Source organism: Streptomyces sp. NPDC001156, assembly GCF_053598275.1.
Genome location: NZ_JBSFJX010000352.1, coordinates 1 through 5,180, shown reverse-complemented (window position 1 = coordinate 5,180; position 5,180 = coordinate 1). Strand labels below are relative to the sequence as shown.

Sequence of the window (5,180 nt, the reverse complement as noted above, 5' to 3'; positions counted from 1 at the left end):
ACGCGGGAGACCAGTGCATCCACCACCGTTCGGGATGCGCCAGTTGACCAGGACTGGGTACAAGACCCACTCCTGCTCACTGACTAGGAACGGTTCCTTAACTCTGCTGAGAGGGTGCTGAGGCCGTCGATACAGCCGCGGGTCTGCCGCCACCGGCTCTTGTGCGGTGCGCCGGAGGGCGGGGAGGGGGGCGTTGAGGGACGTACGCCGTGTGGGCTACTGGTCGTAGTCGGTGGAGAAGGAGATGGACTTCGTGCTCTCGAGCTGGGCGAGCCGACGCTGGAGCGCGGCCTGGATGGCCCTGTAGGAGTCGCTGCCGAGCGCAAGCCGCAGGGGGGCCGGGTTGATGTTCACGGAGTCGATGACCGCGGCCGCCACCTTTTCGGGGTCACCGCTTGCGTCGCCCGTCAGGTTGCCGCCCGACGCCTCGATGTACCGGCGCACCTGGCCGACCGGCGTCGAGGCGTAGGCCGGGATCGGCGGGGCGATGGTGAGTGCGGCACCGAAGTCGGTGCGCACGACGCCAGGCTCCACCAGCGTGATCCCGATGCTGAACGGCGCGACCTCAGGGGCGACCGACTCCAGGAAGCCCTCCACACCCCACTTGGAAGCGTGGTACATGCTGGCGCCCGGCGAGGTGATCTGACCGCCCATGGTGGAGGTCTGGATGAATCGGCCGCCGCCCTGGGCGCGCAGGCGGGGGAATACGGCGCGGGCGAGCTGGATCGGGGCCACCAGGTTGAGGGCGATCTGCTGCTCGATCATCGAGTCATCGAGCTCCTCGGCGGCACCGACGGCGCCGGAGCCGGCGTTGGAGAAGACGACGTCCACCTGACCAAGCTCCGTGAAGACTCGGTCGATCACGGCGCGCAGGGCCTCGGTGTCGGTGACGTCGAGCTGGGCCGTCCAGATCTGGTCGCCGTACTGTTCGACCAGGTCGTTCAGGCGGTCCCTGCGCCGTGCCACGGCGGCGACCTTGTCACCGCGCTTGAGAAGCTGCTCCGCGACCTTGCGGCCGATGCCCGACGACGCACCGGTGACCAACCATGTGCTCATGATCGTTGCTCCAAGCTGAATTGACTGACTGGCGTGGCGGTGTTGTGACGCCCCGCGACGGGTGGCCTGCTGTCCGAGCTTGCATCCATCCGGTTGGTTGGAACCTATAGTGTCGCGTCGGATAAAACAACCGGATGGTTTATTCGATCGCGCTTCATGCCCCTAGCCAAGGGCCGGGCCGCCCCGAGACCTCAGGCCGGCTGAACGATCGGGGTGCGGTACGCCGCCGGGATCCGCGTTCCAGCTGCAGTACGCGACCCTGTCGCGGGCACCGTCGCGGCGCCTTGGGACACGTGCGGCAGCCGGCGGGAACGTACCAGCCGGAACTCCGCTCGTCTGCCGGCGTTCTACCGGCGTCCGGGCGGAATGACCATCGCTGCCGCGCTCGTTGACATCGGACAGGGCTGCCCGGCCGCAATGCGGCCAGTCCCGAACCGACCTGAAGCGAAGGAGTCGTCACCGTGACGGACATCGAGATTCCCCCCGCCATCCGCACGTTCATCGACGCGACCAACGAAGGCGATGCGGCGGCTTTCGTGGCCGCTTTCACCCCTGACGCGTATCTCAATGACTGGGGCCGGGAGTTCCACGGGCGGGACGGCGTGAGTAGTTGGAACGGCACTGACAACATCGGTGTCCAGGCACACTTCGCCCTCAAGGGGGCCGAGAAGTCTTCGGAGGACACCTATGCGGTGACGCTGACCGTCTCGGGCAACGGCTACAACGGCACCGGGCCTATACCTTCGTTCTGAAGGACGGGCTGATCGCGAGCCTGCGGATCAGCTAGATGCGCTGACCATGAGCGTTGTTGACAGTGAGTTCTTGATCGTGGCGAAGGCCTCCGTGCGAGGTGGAGGTGTCGAATCTTCACCGCACGGAGGCCTCGGGCACGACCCTGAACCTTGCGTCCCCACCCTTCAGCTGCTGGGGAGAACACCGCGCCGGACTTCGGCATGGACGGATGCTCCCAGCCCGCACACCACCATGCGGCTGGTTCAGCCGACCTCGACGCGCAGCCGCCCGAGCCGGTGCTCCCAGCCGGCGCGGTGGTTGCCGATGTGGGTGGACGGCAGGCCGCGGTGCGTGAGCACGACCAGCGTGTCGTCGCCGTCTGGTGTCAGCGTGACTTCGACGGTCGATTCGCCGGGCGGCAGCGCGTCGTTGCCGGGGATGCCCCAGCTGAACACGACGCGGTACGGCGGCTCGACGGTGATGTAGGCGCCGCGGGCGCTGACCTCGCCCATGTCGAGCGAGAACACGCCGCCGGGCTGCGGGTCGAGCTCGGCCCGTTCGCCGATCCACTCGACGATGAGCGCGGGGTCGGTGAAGTACGGGAAGACCACCTCAGGGGGTGCCTTGATGTGCTCGGTCGCGACGATGACGTCATTGCGGATCTGAGCGGTCACGGCTACCTCTTCGGTGGTCGGGGATGGGCCGTCTCGACGGCCTTCTTCAGGCGGCTGAGGGCGTCGGGCCAGAACTCGGAGAGCAGCTCGCGCACCGGCTCGAGCGACTCGTGGCGCAGCGCGTAGAGGCGACGGGTTCCCTCGCGGCGCTCGGTGAGGAGGCCGGCCTGTTTGAGCACCCCGATGTGCTGGCTGACCGCCTGCTGGGTGAGGGTGAAGCTCGCCGCGATCTGGCCCGCAGGCAGCTCGGCGTGTTGGACGAGGCGCAGGATCTGTCGGCGGTGCGGGTCGGCGAGCGCCCGCAGCACCACATCGGTTGCCGCGGGCGTCGACTGCTTCGACTCTGCCATCGGACCAGGGTCTCAAGCCCCGAACGGGGTGCCGATGCCGGTCTTGGCAAAGGTCTCGATGCTTACCATGAAGTAGGTCCAGGCGGCGACACAGGAGTCCCAGCACTCGAGCTGCGGGGTCAGGCCGGCGTGCCGGAAGCGGAGCTCGGTGCCGCTGTCAGCGGGGACGATGTCGAACTCCATCGTCGTGCCGAGCCACTCCTGCGTGTGCCCGGTTGGGGTGATCCCGTCGGGCGCGATGGACTCCCAGACCACGCGGGTGGGTCCGACTTCGAGGACGCGCATCGCGTTGACGCCGTGGTCGCCGAAGCTGGTGACGAGCGTGCCGCCGACTGCTCCATCGCCCTCGGTCGGGCCCCACCAGCGACTGACGCCGGCGGCGGAGGTGAAGAGCGCCGACACGGCGTCGGGGCTGGAGGGGAGGTTCAGGACCGCGCTGAAGTCCTCGGTCCGCGTGCTGGTGGTGCTGGTCATCCCGGTCTCCTCCCGGATGCACAAGCCATTTCTTGTACAAGCTGATGCTTGTAAAGCTAGGTAGGGCTCTGTCACGTGTCAAGAGGTCGTGGATTACGGCGAGTCATCGCCACCCGGATCTGTTTGCAGAGCGGGTGCATAGGATCGCCGGTATGGCACTGCGACCTGTTCAGGTGAACATCAAGGCTCGTGATGGCGCGGCGGTCGGCCGGTTCTGGGCGGAGGCGCTCGGCTGGAGTGCTTACAGCCCCGGCGTGACGACCTACGTTGGACCCGTCGGCGGCCTAGTTTGGCCGGACCCGGTCGCCGTCTGCGTCGATGTCGTTCCCGTCCCGGAGCCCAAGACAGCGACAAAGAACCGTGTGCACCTCGATCTCGCCACCGGTTCTGCGGCCCATCAGGCGGAGTTGGTCGCGCGCCTCCAGGCTCTGGGTGCGACGCCCGCCCACGTGGGCCAGGGCAATGTGCCGTGGACGGTCCTCGCCGACCCTGAGGGCAACGAGTTCTGCGTGCTGGAGCCTCGGGAGATCTACCGGGACACCGGTCCGATCGCCGCGGTCGTGGTCGACTGCGCGGATCCGCGGGCCATGGCCCGGTTCTGGGACGAGGCGATGGACTGGACCCTGCACGAGGTGACCGACGATCATGCGGCGTTGCGCTCCGCCAAGGGCGTCGGCCCGTATCTCGAGTTCCTGCGCACGCCCGACGTGAAGACCGTGCCAGACCGCGTCCATCTTGACCTCCTGCCGTACCCCGGTGACGACAAGGCAGCGGAGGTGGCCCGGTTGCGGGCACTCGGCGCCACCGACCTCGACCTCGGCCAGGGCGACGTCCCGTGGACGTGCCTGGCCGACCCGGAGGGCCACGAGTTTTGCGTCCTCGCCCCGTCCTGACGCGGAGCCTTGACGACACCCCGACGCGTGAGCCTTGTGTGCTGATGCGCCATGACCCCGGGCGAGTTGGGTTGTGGCGTCTCGGTCGATTCGGGCGGCGAGAACTTACATGTCAGGGGCGAAATGAGCCTGCTCGCCGAGCACACCACTCAACTCGCCAACTGAAGCGCTAAATCACATCCCGTTGTGACTCAGCATGCTGGCTGACCTCACGGACCTCCGCGAGGATCCGGCGATCCGGACGCTTCAGGCCCGCTTTCCCAGGGTGCCCTGGGTACGGCGCGGACGGGCGGTGGCCACGCTCCATCAGCGGGACCACCGCCTCCCATCCCCCGCGTTCCGGCAGGGCGATGCCGGGCGCCTCTCTTCACCTCCCGGGCTCGCGAGTGATGGACGGCCTTCAGCTGCCGGATCCGAGCAGGGCGGCGTAGCGAGTCAGGTACAGCGGCCAGCCGGCGTCGTCGGCGACACCGCCTGCGACAGCCTGCCAGCCCGGGCCGTGCCGGTCGATGTTGCGGTGCTCCAGCTCCACCCTGGTGCGCTCCGGGGCCTCGGCGACGAACCGGACCTCGACCTCGCTGGTGTTCTCCGGTTCGGTCTCGATCTGCCACTGGGGGTTGGGAGCTGTTCGGTTTCGGATGTGCAGGAGTGTGCGTGAGTGTGCACGAGCGTGTACTTGTTCGTGGTGTTGCAGCGCGTACGACGCATGGCGGGCACTGTCAGTGCCGGCCGGTACCGTTCTTCCTGTTGCCGATCAAGTGTTGGGGAGGGGGCACATCGATGCGAGGTGAGTCGCTGCGTACGATCGCTGCCCCCTTCGTGGCCGTCGGCCCGTCCGGTGTGGCGATCCGCACCCGCATCAAGGGCCTCACGCCGGACGACGAGCAGGTGTTACGTCTGGTCGGGGCGCATCTGGGGTCGCTGGCCTCGAAGGATCTCAAACGCCGGTGCGCCGAGGGCCTGGAGCACTCCGCGGATACGTGGGCCAGGCGCAAGCGGGC

7 protein-coding genes and 1 pseudogene are annotated in these 5,180 nt (G+C 67.8%); 3 read left to right on the top strand and 5 right to left on the bottom strand.

What is annotated here, in order from left to right:
• Positions 1-216: 216 nt before the first annotated feature.
• Positions 217-1,056 (bottom strand): SDR family oxidoreductase, encoded by an 840-nt coding sequence (locus tag ACWDA7_RS50040; protein ID WP_450614526.1) that lies wholly within the window; start codon positions 1,054-1,056, stop codon positions 217-219.
• A gap of 461 nt (positions 1,057-1,517) precedes the next feature.
• Here ACWDA7_RS50040 and ACWDA7_RS50035 point away from each other — a divergent pair, with 461 nt between their 5' ends.
• On the top strand, positions 1,518-1,808 hold the full coding sequence (locus ACWDA7_RS50035) for a nuclear transport factor 2 family protein (protein ID WP_450614524.1): 291 nt from the start codon (positions 1,518-1,520) through the stop codon (positions 1,806-1,808).
• A gap of 243 nt (positions 1,809-2,051) precedes the next feature.
• Here the strand turns inward: ACWDA7_RS50035 and ACWDA7_RS50030 are convergent, their stop codons facing one another.
• From ACWDA7_RS50030 to ACWDA7_RS50020, 3 genes are read right to left on the bottom strand one after another with little or no spacing between them, the layout of a single operon-like run.
• Positions 2,052-2,462, bottom strand: coding sequence for an SRPBCC family protein (locus tag ACWDA7_RS50030; RefSeq protein WP_450614522.1), 411 nt, complete (start codon positions 2,460-2,462; stop codon positions 2,052-2,054).
• A gap of 2 nt (positions 2,463-2,464) precedes the next feature.
• Positions 2,465-2,812, bottom strand: coding sequence for an ArsR/SmtB family transcription factor (locus ACWDA7_RS50025; RefSeq protein ID WP_359398639.1), 348 nt, complete (start codon positions 2,810-2,812; stop codon positions 2,465-2,467).
• 12 nt (positions 2,813-2,824) lie between these two features.
• Positions 2,825-3,286 carry an SRPBCC family protein gene (locus ACWDA7_RS50020; protein WP_450614520.1) on the bottom strand — a complete coding sequence of 154 codons (462 nt, stop codon included), beginning with the start codon at positions 3,284-3,286 and terminating at the stop codon, positions 2,825-2,827.
• A gap of 152 nt (positions 3,287-3,438) precedes the next feature.
• Between ACWDA7_RS50020 and ACWDA7_RS50015 the strand changes: the two genes are divergently transcribed.
• Positions 3,439-4,179 carry a VOC family protein gene (locus ACWDA7_RS50015; RefSeq protein WP_450614518.1) on the top strand — a complete coding sequence of 247 codons (741 nt, stop codon included), beginning with the start codon at positions 3,439-3,441 and terminating at the stop codon, positions 4,177-4,179.
• Positions 4,180-4,579: 400 nt separating this feature from the next.
• On the opposite strand, the gene ACWDA7_RS50010 is transcribed toward ACWDA7_RS50015, so the two are convergent.
• The gene (locus ACWDA7_RS50010; RefSeq protein WP_450614516.1) at positions 4,580-4,711 is read right to left on the bottom strand and encodes a hypothetical protein; all 132 of its coding nucleotides are present in this window, start codon (positions 4,709-4,711) and stop codon (positions 4,580-4,582) included.
• Positions 4,712-4,959: 248 nt separating this feature from the next.
• Here ACWDA7_RS50010 and ACWDA7_RS50005 point away from each other — a divergent pair.
• A pseudogene (locus tag ACWDA7_RS50005) lies at positions 4,960-5,180 on the top strand (IS200/IS605 family accessory protein TnpB-related protein); the annotation flags it as partial.